This window comes from Rhodococcus sp. NPDC127527, from assembly GCF_042672245.1.
GTDB lineage: Bacteria > Actinomycetota > Actinomycetes > Mycobacteriales > Mycobacteriaceae > Rhodococcus_G.
Genome location: NZ_JBHXVP010000003.1, coordinates 205,869 through 225,888, shown reverse-complemented (window position 1 = coordinate 225,888; position 20,020 = coordinate 205,869). Strand labels below are relative to the sequence as shown.

Genomic DNA, 20,020 nt, shown 5'->3' with positions numbered 1-20,020 from the left:
CGGGGAAATCCCCCTCGACCCGCGCAACACCGACTCCACACTCGCACATCCGGAAAGCCCCAGCTGTTGAACTCCACAACCCCGACTTACCCTCAAAACATACTCTAAGTCGGTTATTCGGCTCAACACTGCACGGGTCCCCAGTTTGAAAACCTCACGCTGGCCGCAGAGGGAGGATTTGCGGTGGCTCGGGCAATGGTGCCGGGATTCGACCGAGCCGGAGCAGGTCGACACATCGCTCCGCGGATACCGGCCGACTGAACAGATAGCCCTGCCCCCGACCACAGCCGAGTTCGAGGAGCGTTCGTGCGGCCCGTTCGCTCTCGACCCCCTCTGCGACCAGATCGAGATCGAACGATCGAGCCAGTCCCACAATCGATTTCACGATCGCACGATCGCCGGGGCTGTCACCGAGGTCGCGGACGAACTCCTGGTCGATCTTGAGCACGTCGAACCGCAGTTGTTTGAGCTGCGCCAGCGAACTGTAGCCGGTACCGAAGTCGTCGATGGCCACCCGCACCCCGAGGTCGGCCAGACCCTGCAGCACCACCCTGGTGCGGTCCAGGTCACCGACCACCGCGTTCTCGGTGATCTCCAGGCATACCCGCTCCCCGTCCACTTCGTACTCCGCGAGGGTCCGCTCGATGACATCCAGGAACTCGAGGCCCACCAACTGCGCCGGCGAAACGTTCACCCTCAGCGTCACATTCAGACCCGGGATCTCGGTCCGCCACTGGGCGTACTCGCGGCAGGCCCTGCGCAGCACCCACGCCCCCAGCTCACCCGCGAGGTTCGTCGACTCGGCCACCGCGATGAACGAGCCCGGCAGCAGCAGCCCCAGGACCGGGTGATCCCATCGCACCAGGGCCTCCACCGCAAGAATCTCGCCCGTACGGAGGTCGACCTCCGGTTGGTAGTCGAGATGAAGCCAGTCGTCGTTGATCGACGACCTGAGGCTGAGCTCGATGATGTTCCGGACCTCGATCGCTGCGCGCATGTCCTCGGTGAACGCGACGATGGCATTGCCGCCCCTGGCTTTCGCCGCGATCACGGCCTGGTCCGCCTGCCACAGCAGGTCGGTCCCTGTGAAGTCGCCGGGCATCCCCACCGCGATCCCGATGCTCACGCTGCGACTGAGCGACACGTTGCCGAGCATCACCCAATCGTTGACGAATCCGCTGATTCTCTCTGCCTCCCGGCGCGCCGCATCCACGTCCACGCCCCCACCGAGAACGACGACGAACTCGTCACCACCGAGCCGCGCCACCAGGTCACCGGGCGCACACCGGTCGGTGAGCCGCGAGCCGATCTCGGCGATGAACCGGTCGCCCGCGGTGTGGCCGAGGAAATCGTTGAGCGACTTGAGCCGATCCAGGTCGAGGAACAGCAGGGCGACCGGACCGGGCTGTCCGGGCGACATCCGCCGCTCGAGCTGTTCGACCAGCGAGTGCCGGTTCGCGAGCCCGGTCAGTTCGTCGTGATGCGCCCAGTAGCGCAGGCTGCTCTCCGCACGCACCCGCTCCTGCACCTGGGTGAGCAGAGCTGCGATGGCTTTGAGCACGTTGATCTCCGCCGCGATCCACTCCTTGTCGCCGAACTTGACGAAACCCAGGGTGCCGGTCGTCGCATCCCCCGAGAGCAAGGGAATGGCAGCAAGGGTCACCGCCGGCACACCCGTACCCTCGGCCACCAGGTCCTGGTACTCCGCCGCATCGAGACCGGGTCGAACGAACCCGACCTCCTTGAGATGCTCGGCCTTGGCGAACTCCGGGTCCGCGTCGGCGAAATACACCACCGCCAGCGGATCGGGCTCCTGTGTCACCGGGCGGTGCGGCCACTCTGCCACCAGTATGGTGGCCCGCATCTCGTGGTCGTTGCGCCGCAAGAAGCACGCATCGAGGTCGAAGTAGTCGACGAGGTCGTGCAGGACCTCCTCCGCGCTGGAAACCCAGGTGCGGGCGGTGGTGGCAGTCAGACGGGACGCGACACCCGTGACGAGTTCCTCGAGATTGTGCGCGTGCATGACGTCCCCTCAGGCCATCCGCATCACGGGTTGCGCGACCGCCTGCCTGCGGAGACTCCGAACAGACGCGGCCCCCGCGTGGCTGAGGCGGAGGACGAGTGCGAAGGCCTCGTTTGCACCGACATCGAACAGTGCGCGCCATTCTCGGCTCCCCGTCGCCAGTTCGCCGGCGTAGCCCGGAGCCAACTCCGCAAGCTCGTCCTCGGCCACCCCGTAGAGGAACACGGGCGAGATCGGCTGTACTGCCAACCCGTGCTCCTCGGCGGTGATCCACACCGACTCGACCGCGCAGCCGCCGCGAACGAAATCCACCGAGCCGCTGCCTCCGACCACGACGGCCGCGAGCGCAGAACTCGAGACGATCCGATCCCGACTGGCCACGCCGAGCGAGCTTCCGAGCCCCCACTCCGCCAGTGCGGCCATGGCATCGGGCCTGCACAGAACTCGAAGTGTGCTGAGATCGGCGTCGTCGAGTTCGAGCGAGCGCACATCGATGCCGGTCTCCATGGCATCGGCTCCGGGCCACCGCAACTCGCCGACCATCTCGCCGTGCAGGCGTGGTTCGAGAAACCGGATCCGTTCGGCGGCAGCGAACACCCCCGCCGCGGATTCGATGGCTCTGCGGTCGGTGACCAGTGTCAGTCGTGCACCCTCGGCATGAGCTGCCGTCGCAAGCGCCCTGCCTGCCTCGATCGTGATCGGTCGGGGCGATCCAGCTCGCCGATTGGTCCCGCGGCGTACCACCGCGTCGTACCGGCCCGCCAGCATCTCGTCGGCTTCTGCTCCAAACGACATCGTGGCCACCAGAGTCGGTGCGCTGTCGTCCCCGAAGTACTCGATCGGCCCGAGCAACCCATGCGCGGCCGCCGCGACCCGCGCGTTGAACAGCGCAGCTCCGATCGCCACGTGACTTCCTCGGTGCGCCACATCCATTGCAGTTGTGCGATCGGGATCCAGATACACCCTCAATTCACCCTCACCGACGACCACATTCCAGGGCTGTGCGTTACCCCCAGACGGCGCAAGAGTCGCGGCTCGAGCGATCGCGGTGGGCCCGTCTGGGGCCTTCGCGCTGCCACATGGGGCCGGGGCGGGGTCGCGGCTCGGCTCAACAATCGGCGTTCGGAGGCCGTCGAGACGTTCGTCCAGATCGACCCGCGCCCGTCCCGATGGCAGTGGAAGTCCGAGGCCGATCCGCCGCACAGCCGCGGACACGCTGGCACCCCCCAACAGGACGTCACCGCCGAGCTGGGGCCAGCTGGAGATCGTGTTGCCGACCTCGACCAGCGACGCGACCATTCTGGTCGACAGGTCCTCCGCGCCGAGAAGGCGCAGAATGTGCGGAATCTTCTCCCGCTGTGACAACCCGGCCAGCTCCCGCGCATCGAGATCACCGAGCAACCCGTGGAACACGGCTCGGTCCGGTTCGAGATCGAACCGCTCGACGTCGAGCAGTCCACGGTCGCTCGTCTCCATCACCACTGGCAATCGTCGACGACGGGCCTCCATCCGCACGGCCACCTTCATTTCCAGCGAATCGCACTCTTCGACCACGACATCCAGCCCGTCGAGGAATCGGTCGATGGTGTCGGTGGTGACGCCGTCCCCCCATACCGACACCGTCAGGTACGGGTCGATCTCCGCTATTCGGCGCGCAGCTACGACGGCTTTGTTGACCCCGAGATCGAAGACGGTGGCCGGCACGCGGTTCAGGTTGGACAGTTCGAGGGTGTCGAAATCCGCCAGGCGAATCGCTCCGCACGAAGATTCCAGGGCGAGCGCCAGCGCCACCGCATGTCCGACGCTGAGTCCGACGATCCCGACGTGCAACTCCGCCAGGCGGCGCTGCTCGTCACCGGTGACCTTGTTTCGATTCCGGTCGAGCCGCAGCATCCGGTACCCGGTCGGCCCGAGAATCCGCACCGCTTCTCGCCGCCACGGGTAGTACGCCCAGTTCGCCGGCTCGTCGCGTACCGAGGCGTCCGGCGTGGGGATCAGCTGCCTCAGCGCGACGCGCTGAGCCGCCAGTGCGTCGCGAAAGCTCACGCCCTGGTGACCCCTGAGTGCGGCGAGGCGTGCCGCGCCGTCGGCCGTGGATTCGTCGAGAAGCGTTACCGTGCAGGAATCGTCACGCGGTGGCATCGCGGTTCCCACCTGCCCGTCGCGCAGGCACGACGGGTGAGCCGTTCTGCACCGAGCACAGGCGAGCGAACTGCTGTGCCGCCGTACGGCAGTCGACGCTGTCGCGATCCCACCACATGATCCGGGTCTCGTAGCGATCATCGGGATAAGGCGTGGGAGGAATCGCGGTGGCCACTGCGCCCCCTGACGAGGCCCACAGCTTCAAGACGTGGTCGGCAGCGGATGCCATCAGAAACTGAACGTCGAGCAACTCCAGAGCACGGACTCCGACATGTGCGAGAGACTGGGTCAGGGCACGACGCTTCGACGCGCCCTCACGGACCCATGCGGCCTTCATTTCCACGACCCCGAATGGAAGGCGGTCGGCGATCATCGCACTGACGGCGCGTTCACCGGGCTGACCCGACCATTCCTCGGTCGCGTGAGCCTGGTCCGCGCGATCGTACGGTCCCTGCGCCCGAAGGCCACCGTCCACCGAGCCGTCCGGCGCAATCGCGACGAAGAACAGTGCGGTCGAGCTCCCGTCGCGAATCCGGTTGTATTCGAGGGCTCGGAGCACATCGTGTTGGGCGTAGCTCTCGAGCGCGCCGGCCAGGTAGGCCGACCACAATTCCGGTTCGTCCGCGGGTCGGGCCGCGACAAATCGGCATTCCGATCGAGGATCCCACACGCTCGTAGTTTCGAATTCCTCGTTGGCCGCCGGCGTCGCGACGCTGGAAAGTGCACGGGCCATCACTGCCTCCAATTTCGGACTGTTCGAGTTCGGAATTCACACCGGAAACCCGACCATCCGCGGAGAGCGCGCCTAGGCCAATGAGATGTAGAGTTCGACCGCGTTCGGCGCTCGGGTGATCTCGATTTCCTCGGCGAAGGCACGGTCGATCTTCCCTTCGGTTGCCGCGACCTCGGCCTGGTTCCACACATCGGCGATCGGATCGTCGACGGGCCCTTCCGAAGTGAACTTCGCGAAGTACCCGGCCGGAACCCGGACCATCACATCCCCCTCGGCAAGTTGCTCGGTGCTCACGCAGCGATACCCGACGACCGCGGTCGAACCTTCTGCGGAGTTCGGGGTGAAGACCGTGACGATCTCGGTGACGCCCCGCTCGAGTACGCGTTCGCGGGTGAACTCCATCAGCCCGCCCGAGCGTCCCCCCGCCCCAACCTCCACGTTCGGCAGAACCAATCCTCCGACGTCCAACACCGGTCGTTTGACAATCTCAAAGCCCATGACGGGCGCTCCCGGGCGCGGCGTCGACCGCGATGTAGAGGTCGATTCGATAGGCGTGCGGGTAGCACTCGAAGGCGCCCGTGGACGCGCGATCGATCTGCCCGGCCTCCTCGGCTGCGCGCACCTGCTGCCAGAGATTGCTCACGACGTCCGGAAACTCCCCCGTCGACATGAACCTGGCGTACCGCCCACCCGGAACTCTGGCCATGACATGGCCCCGCATCACGTCCTCGATCGAATGACACCGGTACCCCACCACCTGGGTGTAGAACGACCCGGCATCCGGCGAGTGATCGGTGTAGATGGACGCCAACTGCGCCGGAGGATTCTGGTTGAGGACCGCAGACCAGGCTCGCTCGAGATTCGGGTCGCGAAGCATCCCCAACGGACGCTTGGGACTTCGTACCGGGAGTCCCCCCACGAAGGACTCACCGAGCTCGACGAACTCAATTTCCCCACGCTGCACTTCAACCACGCTCCCTCCCCGGAACGAGCCCCCGACTGCTCATTTAGACACCCGACCCGGTTACAACACATCCACCATAACCGCGAATACGCGGCATCGGGGAGACATGACTGGAAGACCAAATCCCTGCTCGAGCCGCGCCATTTCAGTTACCAACTCAGCGGGTGTGAATAATAGACAAAACAAACTTGCAGTTATAAATCATGCTTGAAAACAGGGATTGAGTGTGGTTAGTTGGATGGAGTCCACCAGTCGAAGGTTCGGACGAGGGAAGACAGGCCAATGCGGTGCAGACTGTGCGACTCGGACCGCCTCCTGAGCATCCTCGACCTCGGCGCCACGCCGCCGTGCGACAGGTTTCTCGCTGCTGCCCGTCACTCGGGTGGGTGGGATCACGGCCATGATTGACCTGCGCGCACTCGACATCATCGAAGTTGCCGTGCTCGGCGCCCACTGCGACGACATCGCCATCGGGGTCGGCGGAACCCTACTCACACTCACGGCCGCGGTCCCTCGCATTCGGGTCCGCGCATTCGTGTTGTCCGGCAACGAATCACGCCGTGAGATCGAGGAGCGCCACGCACTCGCGGCACTGTGCCCCGGCGCAGATCTCGAACTGTCTGTCCTCGACATTCCTGACGGGCATTCGCCCGAGTACTGGGGTCCCATCAAGGTCGCTCTCGAGTCGTTCCGGTGCGGGGTCACGCCAGACGTGGTCTTTGCGCCACAGCGCGGCGACGCGCACCAGGATCACCGACTGTTGGCCGAACTCGTGCCTACCGTGTTCCGGGACCACCTGGTGCTGGGGTACGAGTTCCCCAAGTGGGAGGCGGACACTCCACAGACCCAGATCTACCACCCGCTCACCCGGCAGGTGGTCGAGGAGAAGGTGCGAGTGCTGCTCAAGCACTACCCCTCTCAGGCCGAATACGACTGGTTCGACGAGAGCGTCTTCCTCGGCCTGTCCCGACTTCGTGGGGCGCAGTGTCACCGAGCCCATGCCGAGGCGTTCGTGGTGGAGAAGGCAACCGTCCGGTTCGGAGGGAAATGACATTGCAGACAGTCACCAGTCAGCACGCCGGCTGGATCACCGCCCGGACGTACCCCGCCGTCTGATAGACGTATTGCCATACCCATTCCGCGGGTGAGATCTCCGCTGGGCTTGCAACCATGATCACCTCTCCGTGGAAGCAGTGTTGAATCATGTAGCGCGCCCGAGAGATGTGCGGGGTGAAAGTGACCACGATAACGCTGTGCCATCCCTCTTCGGCTGCCCGGCGACTGAGTTCCTTGACCTCACCGGCGGTCGTTTCGGGAGAGGGTTTGAAACAACTCACGGTGAATCCGTACGGGGCTCCGCATATCGATGCCAGCCACGGTTCGGACGCGCTGGGAGTGGACAGAACCACCTGACCCGCGAGTCCCTGCCGGGCCAGTTCCAATCCGAAGTTGTAGCGGTCGTGCCCCGGCCCACCCAGGACGAAGATCGCGTCGGCTCGGCGGAGTGAATCGACCTGCGGATCGACATATACCTGCACACCCGCCGCCGACCCGCAGACGGTCGCCACGACAGCGCCAATGAGCATCCAGCGCAACAACTTCGCGGTCCTCGATACCTCGAGTCCCCTCTTCACGATCAGCTACGGCCTCCCGAGTCCGCGGTAGGTCCACCCGGAACTGCGCCACTGCTGCGGTTCCAGGCAGTTTCGGCCGTCGATGATCGACTTCTGGCGGACCACCGCCTCCAGATCCGCCGGCTGCAGCTTGCGGAATTCCTGCCATTCCGTGAGCACAAGCACCACGTCGGACCCCTCACACGCTTCCAAGGAAGTCGACGCGTAGCCGAGGGTCGGGAACAGAGCACGAGAATTGTCCATCGCCCTCGGGTCGTAAACGTTCACCGTCGCGCCCTGCAACTGAATCTGACCGGCGACGTTCAGGGCCGGGGAGTCGCGTACATCGTCGGACTCGGGCTTGAACGCGGCGCCCAGCACGGCAACCCTGGCACCCAGCAGCGAACCGCACGCCTCCCGAGTCAGCTCGACCATCCGGGTTCGTCGGCGCATGTTGATCTGGTCGACCTCGCGCAGGAACGTGAGAGCCTCATCGGCGCCCAGTTCGCCGGCGCGGGCCATGAACGCCCTTATGTCCTTGGGCAGGCAGCCACCGCCGAAACCCACGCCCGCGTTGAGAAAGCGCCGACCGATCCGGGCATCGTAGCCAATCGCATCGGCCAGCACCGTCACGTCCGCATGGGCCACCTCGCAGACTTCGGCCATCGCGTTGATGAAGGAGATCTTCGTGGCGAGAAACGCGTTCGCAGCAGCCTTGACCAACTCCGCGGTAGCCAGGTCGGTCACCAAGAAGGGAATACTCGCTGCGATGAGGTCCGCATAGATTTCGCGCGCGACGTCCTCAGCACGTCCCGGCCGGTCACGATCGACGCCGAGCACCAATCGGTCGGGGTGGACGGTGTCATTCACCGCGAAACCCTCACGCAGGAACTCGGGGTTCCACGCGACCTCGACACCGTCGCCAGTCGGCGCCAGTTCACGGGCCATTGCACCCAGACGTTCCGCACTTCCGACCGGGACCGTCGATTTTCCGAAGATCACGGCCGGACGCGTGAGCAGCGGCGCGATATTTTCGATGACGGAGTAGACATATTTCAGGTCGGCTGCGAAGTCACCCTTCTTCTGCGGTGTGCCCACCGCGATGAAGTGCACGTCGGCGAATCGGACGGCCTGCTCGTAGGAGCCGGTGAATCGCAATTTGCCAGCGGCGATATTGCGCCGCATCACCTGCTTCAGTCCGGGCTCGTAGAAGGGCACCCTGCCGGATTCGAGGGTGGCCAGTTTTGCGGCATCCACGTCGACGCCGAGAACCTCGTGCCCTAGTTCAGCCAAGCATGCGGCATGGGTCAGCCCGAGGTAACCGACTCCGATCACCGTGATTCGCATCGTTCCCCTCACACAGTGAAGCGCGACACTCGCCCTACCTGGGATGTGCGGGACGGGGCGTCCGTTCGATGATGAACCGTTCCAGTTCGGACTCGTCGTCGAGATCGACATATGGCGGAGAACCGCTGTCCAGGCGAGCGTCTGGTAGATGGGCCCCGAAAGGCCAGCGTGCCAAACGGTCTGCGTCGCGCGGATTGTCGAGCAGTTCGTCGTACAAGGCGACGTACGCCCGCGCCTGCGGCTGCCAGTCCAACTCGTCGACCACCCGACCGCGCGCCGCCGTGCCCAAGCGTGCGCGCAGCGCCGGACTGTCCAGCAGTGTCTCGACGGCGGTCGCGAAGGCTTCGACGTCTCCGGACGGGACCAGGAGTGCTGCGTCGCCTGCCGAGACGCGCGTCTCGCTGAGATCGAAGGAGACCGACGGCAGCGCATAGGCCATGTATTCCATGGTCTTGTTCATGGTCGACACATCATTGAGCGGTGTCTTCTGGTCGGTTCCGACGCCGAGGTCGGCTGCGCTGAGGTACTGCGCGATGGTTGCGGGGCCGACCCGCCCGGTGAAGCGCACAACATGGTCGAGGCCGAGATCCGTCGTCCGCGCCCTGAGGTCGTCCAGGCAGTCACCGAAGCCCATCAGCACCGCCCGCAGGCCGCGCCTGCCGCGCCGATTGACCAGCTCGTCGACGACATCGAGGACGATTTCGACCGTATCCTGCGGTCCCATGATGCCGAGATACACGAGCAGGTGCTCCGCCCCGCCCCGGCACTCCGGGTCCGGGTACACCGGGCGCATGATCCGGGTGTCCGGTCCGCTGCGGACCACGGTGACGGTCTCGGGCTCGCGGCGCCCCCGAGTCTCCGCGATCCTCTTGTAGGAGGCGTTGGTGGAAATGACACGGTCCGCGACCCGGAAGGTCATTCGCTCCAGCCACAGCAGGCCCCGGTACTCCATCCGCGCCGCCCACGACCGCGGCTGACCGAACCGCGAGATGAACAGCTCGGGATTCAAGTCGTGATGGTCGAATACGAACCGGACCGAGCCCGCACGCCACAACCAGGCGAGCAGCCAGTAGGTGTCGGGCGGATTGCAGGCCTGAATGACGTCGAAGCCGCGTTGCCGACGAACCCGAACCGACAGCGCGGCGGTGCGCAGCCACGACCAGCTGAACTCGACCGCAAACCCCAGCAGCCCACCTGCCTCAGGTGCCGGCCGGTACTTGTAGATCGCGACCCCGTCGATTACCTCGAACTTCGGGTCACCGGGCCCCTTCGGGCAGATCACCGACACGACGTATCCCTGGGCGGTGAGCGCGTTGCACTCGAGCCACACCCGACGGTCCAGCGGGACAGGAAGGTTCTGCACGATGATGAGAACACGGCGAGCGCGCATGCCCGAACCTCCGATGACGTGCACTTGAATCACGTCGGTTGGTGGGTTCAATCTATCGGATATTGTGATCTGCAGCCGCGAAATCCGGCCTATTCTCACCACATGTGTGGCGTGACGGTCTTCCACGGGGTGGAGCGCAGCGGTGCGCGCTGACACGGTACGTTTCGTTGCTGCAGACGAGCCTGCCGACGTGTCCGTCGTGGTTGTCACATACAACAATTCGCACGATCTCCCCGGACTCGTCACCGACCTTCGGCATTGCGCCAGGCGCCTGACGCTGCGAATGATCGTGGTAGACAACGACTCGGCCGATGACACGGCTGAAGTGGCGGCGGAGCACGAGGACATCATCCTGGTTCGCTCCGGCGGAAACCTCGGCTATGCGGGTGGTATCAACCGCGCCCGCCCACACATCGGCCGCTGCTCGGCGGTACTGATACTCAACGCGGATCTACGTATTCCTGACGATGCAATCGAGGCCATGTTCGCCGTCCTGACACTCCCACGGGTGGGGGTGGTGGTGCCCCGCATGGTCGACGGCAACGACGCGCTCGACCTGACGCTACGGAGGGAGCCCTCGATCGCGGCGGCACTCGGCGATGCCGTGATGGGGCGGCGACTGGTGAATCGTCCCGGTTGGTCGTCCGAAACGGTGCTCCGCCTGTCGAAGTACCGGCAGTCGCACGCCGTCGACTGGGCCACCGGCGCCGCGCTGCTGATCCGCGCGGAAGTCGAGGAGGCTGTCGGAGACTGGAACGAGGAATACTTCCTCTACTCGGAGGAGACCGAGTTCTTTCGTCGTGTCCGCGCAGGCGGGCATCAGGTGTTGTTCGAGCCGAGTGCGGTGGTCAAGCACCGCGGCGCCGGTTCCGGGTCGTCGCCCGCGCTGGCGGCCCTACTGGCGGTGAACCGCGTGCGGTACGTCGAACGCCACCACGGGTGGCTGTACTCAGCCGCCTTCCGCGGCGCGGTGGCTTTGGCGGAGGCTTTGCGCGCGTCCACCAGCGTGCATCGCACTACCCTCGCCGTGGTGTTGAAGCGGGCTCGGTGGGCCGACCTGCCGAAGGCATCGAAATCCGCGGAGTAGCAGCGCCGCTAGCCACCAGCCGGCACCTCGGTACCGTCGTCCCACCTGTTGCCCGACCAGACGTTGCCCGAGCCTGGTTTGAATGATGTCACCGGCCCGTAGGATGCGCACTTTCCGTTAGCGCCACGTTGAAAGATGTTGTTGGTCACCGTAATCTCGGCCGGGTCGTCGCCGTACGGCTTTTCTGGGTTGTAGCCGGCATAGAGGCAGTACGACCCCGGGCCGGCGACGAAGAGGTTGAGCTCGTACGCGATGTTCCGCAGCGGCGCAAAGTCCCCGAACGACGAGGCCGGCCCGGTGCAACCGCCGCCGTCGGGATTGTTCAGTGGTTCGCAGGCCAGCGTGTTGTGCCGAACGATCACGTTCGAGCCGCCGTTGGAGACGTAACCGTTCACGTGCCAGTCCGCCCCGGGAGCCAGGTACTGACCATGCAGCCAAGAATCCTGGATGTCGCAGTTCGACCCACACAACACGGACACACGGGAACCGTGGACGTCGACGCGTCGCATGGTTATGTTGTCGAACCCGATGGCTGGTTGCTTCGAAGGTGCCCCGTCCACCTCCACGTCTTCGAGAACGACTGAGGACCCCGCACTGTCGACATCGAGGTTCCCGATGATCTTCGATCGGGTGATGGTGACATTTGCGGCGGCGACCTTCAACGTACCGCGAATCAGCCGGGCCACGATCATCGTGCCAGGCTCCGTGATCGTCATCGGACCGTTGTAGTCCGTCAAGGTCGTGTCGGCGGGAACACCCGTGTCTGCGGGCCCGGGAAAGGCGGAAATCCCGTTCACTGCGGTGGGTTGCGCCATCAGTGGAGGATTCGGCGTGGGGCCGGCGCATGCCCCCGCCAACACCGCGACCACGGCACCCATCGCGGCGGCGACCATCAGTCCGTAGCGCCGCACGACTCCTACCCTCGGCTCTTCTCGACGAAACTCGCAAGGCTGCCGACGGTTTCGAAAGCGTCACCGGTGACGTCGCTGTCGTCGATCTCGAACCCGAACTCTTTCTCCAACGCGACCACCAGTTGGACCACTGCCATCGAATCGAGTTCCGGCATGCTGCCGAACAGCGGCGTGGACGGCTCGAGAGTGTCGGCCCGATCCTCGATGGCGAGGGTCGTCACGATGACAGCCTTCACTCCGTCCAGGGTGGATTTACGGATCTCCATGTGTCCTCCCGGTAGTTCGAAGCCTAGACGAGCACCTCGGCAGGCGCGGGGTGTCCGAGAAACGCTGTCGGGCTGGCGGTGAGTCCGTAGGCGCCGGACTGGAACAGCACGATCAGGTCGCCGACCTCTGCGTACGGCAGCGCAACGTCGTCTCCCAGCAGGTCGAGCGGCGTACACAGACAGCCGACCACGTCGACGGTGCCGTCGACGGGTTCGTCGATGCGGTTGCCGACGGCGATCGGGTAGTTCCGGCGGATCACCTGGCCGAAATTGCCGGAGGCGGCCAGTTGGTGATGTAAGCCGCCGTCGACCACCAGGTACGTTCGTCCGCGGGATTGTTTGCGGTCGACCACCCGGGTCACGTACACGCCGCATTCCCCGACGATGTACCTGCCCAACTCGATCACCACCCGCGCATCGGGCAGGTTCGGCGAGATCGTCTCCCCAACCAGTTCGGCCAGGTTAGCGCCGATTGCGGGCAGATCGAGCGGTGAGTCCCTGTCGAAGTAGGGGATGCCGAAGCCGCCACCCAGGTTGAGGTAGCGGATTGGCCAGGGTGTCCTGGCTGCCAGTGCCAGCATCAAGTCGACCGTCCTGCGCTGGGCATCGCACAAGATGTCGGCATTGAGGTTCTGCGATCCGGCGAAGACGTGGAACCCGAGAATCTCCACGTCCGCGGACGCGAGATCCGCCAACAGCGCCGGTACCTGTTCTGCGTCCACGCCGAATTGCTGAGGTCCGCCACCCATCCGCATGCCGGACCCCTTGACCTGGAAATCTGGGTTCACTCGGATCGCGACTCTCGGGCGCAAGCCCAAGCGATCGCCGGCCGCCACCAGCCGGGTGAACTCGGAGGCCGACTCAATCTCGAGGGTGACCCCCGCGGCGACCGCCCGGGCGATCTCGGCATCGGTCTTGCCGGGGCCGGCGAAGCTGACTTTGGAGGCCGGCATGGGTGTGTCCAGCGCGGTCTGCATCTCCAGCGCCGACGCCACGTCGAACGAGTCCACCAGTCCCGCCAGGTGCTGGACCACCGCCGGCATCGGGTTGGCCTTGACTGCATAGCTCAGCTGGATCTGCCTGGGCAGCGTCCTCCTCAGCAGTTCCACTCGAGCGGTGAGCAAGGCGCGGTCATAGGCGAAGAACGGGGTCGAACCCACTCGTTCGGCCAGGCGGTCGAGCGGGATCCCTCCAACAGCGAGTTGGCCGCCCACGGCTCCGAATGCGGCGACCGCGGGTCGGTGGTTCATGGGTCGAGCTCCGCACGCAGTTGGGCGCGATCGAATTTCCCGTTCGGCGATCGGGGAAGCTCAGTCCGCACGACGACGGACGCGGGCACCATGTAGACCGGCAGCCGACTCCTCATCGCGTCGAGCAGGGCAATGGGGTCGAGTCCGTCGGGTCCTGCCGGACTGGCGACCAGCAGCACGAGTTGACCAAGTCGTGGGTCCTCCACGCCCAGCGCCACGGCGTCGCGCACGAGGCCGGTCGCGTAGGCAACCTCCTCGATCTCGGTCGGGCTGACCCGGTAGCCCGAGGTCTTGATCATCTCGTCCTTCCTGCCGACGAAGTACAGGAAGCCGTCCTCGTCGGCGACCACCATGTCTCCGGACCAGACGGCCAATTCGGGGTTGTGCCACCGGGCATCCCTGCCTGGCACCGGCCGGAACCGCTCGGCGGTCCGAACCGGGTCGTTCCAGTAGCCGAGCGCGACCAGTGCGCCGCGGTGGACCAACTCGCCCTCCTCCCCTGGGTCGCAGGCCGAACCGTCTGGTCGCACCACCAGGATCTCGGCATTGGGAACGGCCATACCGATCGAGTCCGGGTGCTCGTCGACCGCGGCCGGGTCCAGGTAGGTGGACCGGAAGGCCTCGGTCAGCCCGTACATGAGGAAGGGAAGCGCACCGGGAAAGTGTTCGCGAAGCCTGTCCAGCGTGGGCTTCGGCATCCGTCCGCCTGTGTTCGCGAAGTAGCGCAACGAGGCCGTCGCCTCGGCCGGCCACTCCAGGTCCGCGATCTGGATCCACAGCGGCGGCACGCAGGTCAGTCCGGTGACGCCGTGCTGTGCACACAGCCGCACTACGTCTCGGGGTACCAGGTAGTTCATCAGCACGACGTGAGCGCCGACGCTGAACGCGGTGGTCAGCTGGCTGAGGCCGGCGTCGAAACTGAGGGGCAGGGCGGCCAGCACGACGTCGTCCGCGGTGTTGCCCAGGTACTGGCTGACGCTTTCTGCACCGGCTATCAGGTTGCGGTGGCTGAGCACGACACCCTTCGGGCTTCCGGAGCTCCCCGAGGTGTACAGGATCGCGGCGACGTCGAGGTCGATGGCGCCGCTCGGCGGCAGCTCGGCGGAATCGTCGCAAAACTCCGTCCACCGATGGACCGCGTACCGTTCCGGCGAGCCATCCACAGCCGACCCGACCAGCACCACGTGCTCGACCGAGCGGCAGCCCTGCAACTGGTCACGGAGCAACGACAGCCGTTCCGGTGAGGTGATCAGGACCCGGGCACCGCAGTCGTTCACGATGTGGGCAACCTGCTGCGGCCGCAACAGCGGGTTCACCGGCACGAAGGCGCCGCCCGCCGCGGATACGCCGAAGATCGCGGCTACGGTCTCGATGCGCTTGTCCAGGTAGACCGCCACCCGCTGCTCCCGCGTCAGACCGACGAGGTGCAGCCCCTTCGCCACAGCGCGGGCCTGTTCCCAGAGCTCGGCATAGCTGCTCGTGTCGTCCTTGGCGGTGAGCGCGGGGGCGTCGGGGTGCGACAGTGCACGGTGCTCGAGCAGATGGTGCAGGTTGGCCCTCATGGACATCGGGTCCTTCCTGTGCTGAACACGGTTCTCACCAGGGCACGCAGGTGAGTTCGCTGTACAGGTAATCGATCTGATCGGGGCGCAGGCTCTCGCTACGAAACATCTTTGGCCTCGATGTCACCATGATCGAGCGGGCGGGACGGTTACCCACCACCCGCAATTCCGCGAGAGTGAACGGGATCCCGTGGTGCAGCAGCAGATAGCGAAAGAAATGGTGAGCGACACTGCGGAATCGTTCGGGATTTCCGACGTACAGTATCGATGCGAACAGCGGCAGATTCTTTCGTCTGACTCGGCGAAAGATGATGTAACAGGTCGCGGCCCCATCGAGCAGGACAACGTGGCGGGCCGCTGCAGTTCGCGCATGGTCACGGTATATCTGCAGGTCGTGCCCCCGAAGGGCGCCCTCGATCTCCCCCGGCTCGCTTACGACCCGGACTCGCCGCGACCACATCGGTGTGGGCATGTTGGGCACCAGCGCAGTCGCCGTGTCCAGTGCGGCGAACCCGAGTCGGATGTTCAGGGGCACCACGTTGCCGCTGGGTGACAGGTCGGTGAAGTGGAAACCCCGCTGCGCGAGCAGCGCGAAGAGCAGGCGCACGCCCCGCGCCCGGTACGCGTCGAGCACGCACCAGGCCCCCAGGTTGCAGAATCTCTCCGGCCAGCCGTCGATTGTGCGTTCGGAATAGAAGGCCAGGTAGACGCCGACGACCCGGTCCCCCGCGCGGAGCAGAAACCCGTGGTTCGGTTGTTCGGCTGACCATTGTGGGGTGATCGCCGCTGCCCACGCTTCGGAGCTCACGCGCGAGTTCAACTCTGCATGGAGGAACTCAGCCACCGGATGCACGTCCGCTGGGTCGATAGGTCGTAGCTCGACGGTTCGATCAACCGACATGGCGTAAAAATACGGCAATGACCACTGGGTTGCCGCGTGTTGCGGAATCGCACGCGCTGCTTGTTCACCGGGCATACCTTTGGATGGCGACGTTTCGAATGATCGATTGACCAGATGGGCTCGAAAGGGCGAGCATGTACCCGGCATCTCAGAGGCTTTCGGTGTCGCGATGACCAGCATCGTGATCGCGGCACACAACGAGGCGACGGTGATCGGACTCTGCCTGGACACGCTGTTGGCCGACGCCCGGCCTGGAGAGTTCGACGTGACCGTGGTCGCCAACGGCTGCGTCGACGACACCGCCGTCGTCGCAGCGAGACCCGGAGTGCGTGTGGTCGAGGTGTCGGAGGCCAGCAAGCCGAAGGCACTCAATGCCGGTGACGACGTCGCGCTCGGCTTTCCGCGCATCTACCTCGATGCCGACATCGTCGTGACAGCCGACGTGCCGCGAGCACTGTGCGAAGTGCTGACGTCGGCGACGGGGGACGCGCGTGATTCTCGCCCCCTCGCGGCCGTCCCGCGCCGCGACCTCGACCTGACCGGCCGACCGTGGCCGGTCCGCCACTACTTCTCGATCAATTCCCGGCTTCCTGCCTTCCGCGACGGATTGTTCGGCCGCGGCATGATCGCGCTGTCTGCCGAGGGGCGTGCTCGCTTCGATCGATTCCCCGACATGGTTTCCGATGACCTGTTCCTGGACTCCCAGTTCGATTCGGCCGCGAAGAGACAGGTGAACCATGTGGCTACCGTCGTCGCCGCTCCGTACCACACTCGGGATCTGGTGCGCCGGTTGATACGAGTGAGGCGCGGCAACTCGGCTATGCGGGCTGCGGGTCGGACGGGTGAGGTCGCAGTGGACATTCGGCCCTCGGACCGGTTCGCATGGCTGCGGGACGTGGTGGTGCCACACCCCCGGCTTGCACCGGCGGCCCTGTCCTATTTGGTGATCACAGGTTTGGCAGCTGTGAAAGCGCGCCGGGTTCCGGACCCGGCCGATGCCTGGGGCCGGGACGAGTCGACTCGCCGTGGCCGTGGCCGTGGCTTCCCTGGTCTCGGGGGAACATCGGATGACTGACAGGAGACTGCTCAACATCTGCTTCCATGGGATAGGTACTCCCGCAGGCGAACTCGAGTTGGGCGAGGACGGCTACTGGATATCAGTCGACGAGTTCCATCGGATTCTCGACGAAATCATGACGTGGCCACGGGTGGAGATCAGTTTCGACGATGGCAATGCCTCGGACGCTCAGATCGCGTTGGCGGCACTGGAACAGCGCAACCTCACGGCAAGATTCTTCATATTGGCCGGAAGATTCGGCGCTGCAGGCAGTCTCACCGAGGTCGATGTCCGGGAACTGCGGCGCAGGGGCATGACGATCGGCACCCACGGCATGGACCATCAGTCCTGGCGTGGCATGACGCCTTCGATTCGGGACCGCGAACTCGTCGAGGCCAGACACCGGATCGCCGACGCCGCCGGTGGTCCGATCGACGAGGCTGCGGTTCCGCTCGGCCGATACGACCGCAGACTGCTAGCGGATCTGCGCGGACTCGGCTACACAGCAGTACACACCAGCGACCGCCGCGCCGCCCGTGTGGGCTCATGGATTCAGCCACGATTCAGCGTCCGCAGGGGCGACACCGCTCAGACGCTCCGCGACGATGTACTGACCGAATCGTCATTGATACAGACGGCATTGCTTGCCGGTAAGGGTGTCGTGAAGCGGTTGCGATGAGAGGACGGGCGGCGCCGCAGTCCGGAAGGGTAGTACGTCGACCACAGCAGGCCGAAGAGGATGAAATACATGAATGCTGCCTGCTGGAAGCTGAACAGGTCGAACGCCGTACTCGAGGCGAGAACACCGACGAAGGCCGCACCTATCGCGTACACCTGGTCCCGCTCTCGTGGTGATCTGGCGCAGCGCAATCCTGCCACGATTCCCGCTATGCCGCTGACAGTCAGCAGGACCATGGCAGCCAGACCCAGTGCGCCGCCCTGGACGGTCGACTGCAGCCACTCGTTGTCCAGAAAGCGATATTCGGTCGGCGGGGATCCCCCGAGACCGAGACCGAACCAGGGGTGCTCGTGGAATGTCTTCGACACTGCCGCGTAGTCGCCGACTCGCGACGTAATGCTCACGTCCTCTTCTGAATTGACGATCGTCGCCCAGAGTGCGTTCCAGGAACTGGAGAAGGCGGCTCGGTAGCCCGCCAGAACACCCAGGCCGATCAGAACGGCATAGCCGAGCTGCCTGAGGCTCATCGCGAACATGTACACCAGGAGGGCCGCGACGAGGGAGGTCACGCCCGATCTCGACACTGCGGCCGGCACCGCTATGAGGGCGATCAGGCAGGCGACGGTGGAAAGCTGGCGGTGCAGCGGTTTCACGGCATAACGCGCAAGGTGCAGGGCCAGGGGAACCGCCGCCGCGGCCAACACCGAGAACTCGATTGCATGATCGGACGTGCCCACGACGCGTAGCGCGCCGTTGCGACCGGCCAGTCCCGCCGCTTCGGTGTTGAGCACGAATCCGGGGGGCTGAAAGAGGAACCGTAGGTCGATTGCTGTGAGGCTCTGCAGCAGTCCGACCACGCAGGCGAAGGTCAAACCGGTGACCAGGACGCCGAGGACAATCGATCGCTGCCGAGCGGTCTTGACCGTTTTGAGGATGTAGAGCACGATGCCGACGTTGGCCACCAGGCTCAGAACTGCGCGAGTCTTGCTGGCCTCGAGCACCGCGTTGCCGGAATGCATGATCCCGACGCCGTAGACGAGGAGCTGAATCAGAAAGTAGACGCCGATCAGTACGGCACCCGGATTCACCGTTCGCGTCTCCCCGGACCGAGACACCAGCACGAACCCCAGGAGAGCGAGCGCAAAGAACAGGATCGCGACAATTCTCGCGGGTGAGCCATTGCTTCTCAGCGGCCCGGGAAAGACGGAGATCGCCGGGAGCGCAGGGACGAGCAGGCAGAAGAATCCGATCAGCCACGGTGTCTTCTCCCGCGGTTGGGGTGGCGGGGTGAGGCGCCTCGCAGCGATCGAGGTAGGCCCGCTCTCAGACAATGGCGTGTTCATCCGCCATCCGAACTTGGATCTCCAACAGCATTTTCCGGCAGTTTCGGCACCTCAACGTCATCTTGTCCGGGGCCCGGACCTGAATGGGTGGCGTCGGCGGGCGGCGCGGGAACTGGCACTGCGTTCCGGTCCTTGCGTCGCATCAACAGCAGGTCGAGCAGCACCGTCGCCAAGACTGCGAGACCGGTGCCGGCCACGAATATCGTCACCGTGGAACGGGTCCGGCTCGGCATCCCCGGTACCGGCGTACCGGGTGGCTGTACCGAAAATGGCCCCACCATCCGGTCTTCGGGCACCCGAGCGTTGCGCTGCAGAGTTTGAAGCGTTACATCACCTTGTGCTGCAACAAGTTCAAGCGTCTTCGTTACCGCGGCGGGATCCGCGTTCGTGGCTTCGATCATGACGAGCGGAAGCTGACCACCGGGAGGCGGTAGCTCCATCACCTTGGCGTTGTAGTCGGGCAACCCACCCGCTGCGACCACCTGCTGCACCACCGACGGATCCTTCAGGCCCATCGCCAGCAGGTTGGCCAGGAGCGATGCCCCGCCGGTATCCACGAGCGCGTTGCGGCGCACCTCTCCGATGTCGGGTTGAACAACGCTGGGCGGCGCGAAACCGACCGTGGCACTCGCGTAGTAAACGGGCTTCACACCGGCGTATGCGTTGTGGCTGAACCACACCACGACCATCATCATCGGCAGGAATACGTACCATCGCCGAAAGCAAGACCGTGCAACGTCGAAAAGATCCAC

Annotated in this window: 19 protein-coding genes and 1 pseudogene; 5 read left to right on the top strand and 15 right to left on the bottom strand. The window is 65.1% G+C overall.

The features are described 5' to 3' along the window. Window positions 1-154: 154 nt before the first annotated feature. The 5 genes from ACFVH2_RS06795 to ACFVH2_RS06775 all read right to left on the bottom strand — a co-directional run bounded on the left by ACFVH2_RS06795 (window position 155) and on the right by ACFVH2_RS06775 (window position 5,871). The gene (locus ACFVH2_RS06795) at window positions 155-2,023 is read right to left on the bottom strand and encodes a putative bifunctional diguanylate cyclase/phosphodiesterase (protein ID WP_378420280.1); all 1,869 of its coding nucleotides are present in this window, start codon (window positions 2,021-2,023) and stop codon (window positions 155-157) included. A gap of 9 nt (window positions 2,024-2,032) precedes the next feature. Continuing rightward, the gene (locus tag ACFVH2_RS06790; protein ID WP_378420281.1) at window positions 2,033-4,165 is read right to left on the bottom strand and encodes an Rv1355c family protein; all 2,133 of its coding nucleotides are present in this window, start codon (window positions 4,163-4,165) and stop codon (window positions 2,033-2,035) included. Next, window positions 4,152-4,898 carry a hypothetical protein gene (locus tag ACFVH2_RS06785; protein ID WP_378420282.1) on the bottom strand — a complete coding sequence of 249 codons (747 nt, stop codon included), beginning with the start codon at window positions 4,896-4,898 and terminating at the stop codon, window positions 4,152-4,154. Before ACFVH2_RS06785 ends, ACFVH2_RS06790 begins: the two co-directional genes overlap by 14 nt. Before the next feature lie 72 nt (window positions 4,899-4,970). Beyond that, window positions 4,971-5,396, bottom strand: coding sequence for an effector binding domain-containing protein (locus ACFVH2_RS06780; protein WP_378420283.1), 426 nt, complete (start codon window positions 5,394-5,396; stop codon window positions 4,971-4,973). Then, on the bottom strand, window positions 5,386-5,871 hold the full coding sequence (locus tag ACFVH2_RS06775; protein WP_378420284.1) for a GyrI-like domain-containing protein: 486 nt from the start codon (window positions 5,869-5,871) through the stop codon (window positions 5,386-5,388). The genes ACFVH2_RS06780 and ACFVH2_RS06775 overlap by 11 nt, the downstream gene beginning before the upstream one ends. 273 nt (window positions 5,872-6,144) lie before the next feature. Between ACFVH2_RS06775 and ACFVH2_RS06770 the strand changes: the two are divergent. Further along, a pseudogene (locus ACFVH2_RS06770) lies at window positions 6,145-6,228 on the top strand (hypothetical protein); the annotation flags it as partial. A gap of 34 nt (window positions 6,229-6,262) precedes the next feature. Further along, a complete protein-coding gene (locus ACFVH2_RS06765; RefSeq protein WP_378420285.1) occupies window positions 6,263-6,913 on the top strand; it encodes a PIG-L deacetylase family protein in 651 nt (216 codons plus the stop codon). Window positions 6,914-6,932: 19 nt separating this feature from the next. Here ACFVH2_RS06765 and ACFVH2_RS06760 read toward each other — a convergent pair whose 3' ends face one another. The 3 genes from ACFVH2_RS06760 to ACFVH2_RS06750 are packed head-to-tail and all read right to left on the bottom strand — an operon-like array spanning window position 6,933 to window position 10,212. After that, complete coding sequence (locus ACFVH2_RS06760; RefSeq protein ID WP_378420286.1) at window positions 6,933-7,460, bottom strand: YdcF family protein; 528 nt, start codon at window positions 7,458-7,460, stop codon at window positions 6,933-6,935. A gap of 42 nt (window positions 7,461-7,502) precedes the next feature. Next, complete coding sequence (locus tag ACFVH2_RS06755; protein ID WP_378420287.1) at window positions 7,503-8,822, bottom strand: UDP-glucose dehydrogenase family protein; 1,320 nt, start codon at window positions 8,820-8,822, stop codon at window positions 7,503-7,505. Window positions 8,823-8,856: 34 nt separating this feature from the next. Further along, the gene (locus tag ACFVH2_RS06750) at window positions 8,857-10,212 is read right to left on the bottom strand and encodes a glycosyltransferase family 4 protein (protein WP_378420288.1); all 1,356 of its coding nucleotides are present in this window, start codon (window positions 10,210-10,212) and stop codon (window positions 8,857-8,859) included. A 142-nt stretch (window positions 10,213-10,354) separates the two neighbouring features. On the opposite strand from ACFVH2_RS06750, the gene ACFVH2_RS06745 reads away from it, so the two are divergent. After that, window positions 10,355-11,299 carry a glycosyltransferase family 2 protein gene (locus ACFVH2_RS06745; RefSeq protein ID WP_378420289.1) on the top strand — a complete coding sequence of 315 codons (945 nt, stop codon included), beginning with the start codon at window positions 10,355-10,357 and terminating at the stop codon, window positions 11,297-11,299. Window positions 11,300-11,307: 8 nt separating this feature from the next. Here ACFVH2_RS06745 and ACFVH2_RS06740 read toward each other — a convergent pair whose 3' ends face one another. From ACFVH2_RS06740 to ACFVH2_RS06720, 5 genes are read right to left on the bottom strand one after another with little or no spacing between them, the layout of a single operon-like run. Then, entirely contained in the window at window positions 11,308-12,210 is a 903-nt protein-coding gene (locus ACFVH2_RS06740) for a hypothetical protein (protein ID WP_378420290.1), read from the bottom strand. 5 nt (window positions 12,211-12,215) lie between these two features. Continuing rightward, entirely contained in the window at window positions 12,216-12,476 is a 261-nt protein-coding gene (locus ACFVH2_RS06735) for an acyl carrier protein (RefSeq protein ID WP_378420291.1), read from the bottom strand. A gap of 23 nt (window positions 12,477-12,499) precedes the next feature. Then, window positions 12,500-13,726 carry a pyridoxal-dependent decarboxylase, exosortase A system-associated gene (locus ACFVH2_RS06730; RefSeq protein WP_378420292.1) on the bottom strand — a complete coding sequence of 409 codons (1,227 nt, stop codon included), beginning with the start codon at window positions 13,724-13,726 and terminating at the stop codon, window positions 12,500-12,502. Further along, the gene (locus ACFVH2_RS06725; RefSeq protein ID WP_378420293.1) at window positions 13,723-15,294 is read right to left on the bottom strand and encodes an acyl-CoA ligase (AMP-forming), exosortase A system-associated; all 1,572 of its coding nucleotides are present in this window, start codon (window positions 15,292-15,294) and stop codon (window positions 13,723-13,725) included. The genes ACFVH2_RS06730 and ACFVH2_RS06725 overlap by 4 nt, the downstream gene beginning before the upstream one ends. Before the next feature lie 28 nt (window positions 15,295-15,322). Further along, entirely contained in the window at window positions 15,323-16,132 is an 810-nt protein-coding gene (locus ACFVH2_RS06720; RefSeq protein WP_378420294.1) for a hypothetical protein, read from the bottom strand. A 136-nt stretch (window positions 16,133-16,268) separates the two neighbouring features. Here ACFVH2_RS06720 and ACFVH2_RS06715 point away from each other — a divergent pair, with 136 nt between their 5' ends. Continuing rightward, the gene (locus tag ACFVH2_RS06715; protein ID WP_378420295.1) at window positions 16,269-17,264 is read left to right on the top strand and encodes a glycosyltransferase; all 996 of its coding nucleotides are present in this window, start codon (window positions 16,269-16,271) and stop codon (window positions 17,262-17,264) included. Beyond that, a complete protein-coding gene (locus ACFVH2_RS06710; RefSeq protein ID WP_378475691.1) occupies window positions 17,215-17,925 on the top strand; it encodes a polysaccharide deacetylase family protein in 711 nt (236 codons plus the stop codon). The genes ACFVH2_RS06715 and ACFVH2_RS06710 overlap by 50 nt, the downstream gene beginning before the upstream one ends. On the opposite strand, the gene ACFVH2_RS06705 is transcribed toward ACFVH2_RS06710, so the two are convergent. Together ACFVH2_RS06705 and ACFVH2_RS06700 are read right to left on the bottom strand one after the other, a co-directional pair. Then, window positions 17,835-19,268: an O-antigen ligase family protein gene (locus tag ACFVH2_RS06705; RefSeq protein WP_378420297.1), complete on the bottom strand. Its 1,434-nt coding sequence runs from the start codon at window positions 19,266-19,268 to the stop codon at window positions 17,835-17,837. The genes ACFVH2_RS06710 and ACFVH2_RS06705 overlap by 91 nt on opposite strands. Continuing rightward, complete coding sequence (locus ACFVH2_RS06700) at window positions 19,265-20,020, bottom strand: hypothetical protein (protein ID WP_378420298.1); 756 nt, start codon at window positions 20,018-20,020, stop codon at window positions 19,265-19,267. Before ACFVH2_RS06700 ends, ACFVH2_RS06705 begins: the two co-directional genes overlap by 4 nt.